Source organism: Meiothermus sp., assembly GCF_025056915.1.
In the GTDB taxonomy this organism is placed as follows: Bacteria; Deinococcota; Deinococci; order Deinococcales; family Thermaceae; genus Meiothermus.
This window is the reverse complement of record NZ_JANWVH010000160.1, coordinates 1-1670: the sequence shown is the minus strand read 5'-3', so window position 1 is coordinate 1670 and position 1670 is coordinate 1. Positions and strand designations below refer to the sequence as shown.

Annotated in this window: 3 protein-coding genes; all 3 read right to left on the bottom strand. The window is 60.5% G+C overall.

All coding sequences use genetic code 11. The features are described from left to right. The coding region (locus tag NZN28_RS14400) for a rhomboid family intramembrane serine protease (protein ID WP_295399327.1) at nt 1-373 on the bottom strand (373 nt) is incomplete at its 3' end. Between the two features lie 63 nt (nt 374-436). After that, entirely contained in the window at nt 437-1042 is a 606-nt protein-coding gene (locus tag NZN28_RS14395) for an outer membrane beta-barrel protein (RefSeq protein WP_295399325.1), read from the bottom strand. Nucleotides 1043-1222: 180 nt separating this feature from the next. Then, the gene (locus NZN28_RS14390) at nt 1223-1636 is read right to left on the bottom strand and encodes an Hsp20/alpha crystallin family protein (protein WP_295399323.1); all 414 of its coding nucleotides are present in this window, start codon (nt 1634-1636) and stop codon (nt 1223-1225) included. Nucleotides 1637-1670: the final 34 nt, after the last annotated feature.

The following is a 1670-nucleotide window of genomic DNA, read 5'->3' as shown; positions in this document are numbered from 1 at the left end:
TGGGGGTGTCACTGGAAAAGCCGCTCACAAGCCCCTGGGCAAAGGCCGCTGCCACCCCACCCAGAAGGTAAAACCCCAAAAACCGCCCGTGGCCCAGGCGGTCTTCGATGTTGTCGCCAAACACCCACAAGAACCACAGGTTGCCCAGGATGTGCATGAGGCTGCCATGCAAAAACATGCTGCTGAAAAGGGTAATCCACTCGCCGCCGGGGTCGGCCAGGAAGCGGGCCGGCACAAAGCCGTAGGTCTGAATGACCGCGGCGGGGTCGGTGAGAAAAAAGGTATAAATAAACCCCAGCAGGTTCAGCACCACCAGCGCATAGACCACATAAGGGCGCCGGTGCGAACGGTTGATGTCGTGCAGCGGAAACATGCCAACAGCCTACCTTACCTGGCCCAGGGTTGGCCTGGTGTTTGCGAAGCCCACACTGCGGGTTCAGAAGTTGAAAGCCAGCCCCAGGCGGCCCTTCCAGACCAGGCGCGGGTCGTTGACCCACTGGTGAACGTTGAGGTTGAGGGGAGGCCCCGAGGTTTCGCCGGGGTTGTAGCGGGTCGAACCCAGCTGGATGCTGCTTTCGAAGAAGTAGTCGAGGCCCAAGTCCAGCAACAGCCCAAGCTGGCTGTCCAGAAAATAGCCGGCCCGCACCCCTCCACCCAGGCCGAACTGGTTGGAGGCCAGGGCGTTGGTCGAGCTACCCACCGTGACCGAGCCCGAGAACAGGTTGTAGCGGAACCCCAGGTAGGGGCTCAGGGTGAAGGCGCTCTGGAAATCGAAGGAATAGGAGACATCCAGGCCCAGGGTCAGGTTCTGGGCGTTCTCGCTGCTGGGAGCGAATACGTTGTTGTCCACGGCGTCGGCCTGGGAGTAGGCCAGCCCCAGGCGCACACCCAGCTTCTCTCCTGCAATGTTGAACAGCCCCAGGCCCACCTCGCCGGAAAGCCCGTTGAACCAGCCCGCGTTGAGTTGGAGCGAAAAGGTATTGTCTTTGGCCCAGGCCAGGCCCCATACCACCACCCATAGCGCCGCGATTGCTCGTCCCATATGCACCCCGTCTGCGACCCCAAAACACAGCATCCAATGTGCGTTACCGGCAGAAGGATACCCCAGGCCGCATCAGCGAAGCAACCTTCGCGGGGAAAAGCCCCCCGCGCTTTGGGCCAGCCCCGCCCTGCAAATGCAAAAAACTCCCCGCCGGGCGGGGAGCTTTCCTTCAGGTTGGATTTAGGCGTTGACGCGAACCTCGATGCGGCGAGGTTGGGCCGCTTCGGCCTTGGGGATGTCGAGGTAGAGGATGCCGTGCTTGAAGTTGGCTTCGATCTTGCTCAGGTCGTAGGTGTTGGGGATCACGAAGCTGCGCTCAAACTTGCCGTAAACCCCCTCCAGCCGCCACTGGTTGGCATTTTCGGGCTTGCTGAAGGGCCGCTCAGCCCGGATGGTGAGGGTGTTGTTCTCGGTGGTCACCTCCACATTGGAAGGCTCCACACCGGGCAGATAGACCGCCAGATGCACCCCCTGGGCGTCCTCGAGGGCATCCACCAACGGGATGTTGGTGCTTTCCGCCGGGGCCGCAAAAAAGTTCCGCAGCAGCGCATTCTGGATTTGTTCGATTTCACGGAATGGGTTGTATCTAATCATGTCAACCTCCTTTACAAGAAGAAGTATAAAACCT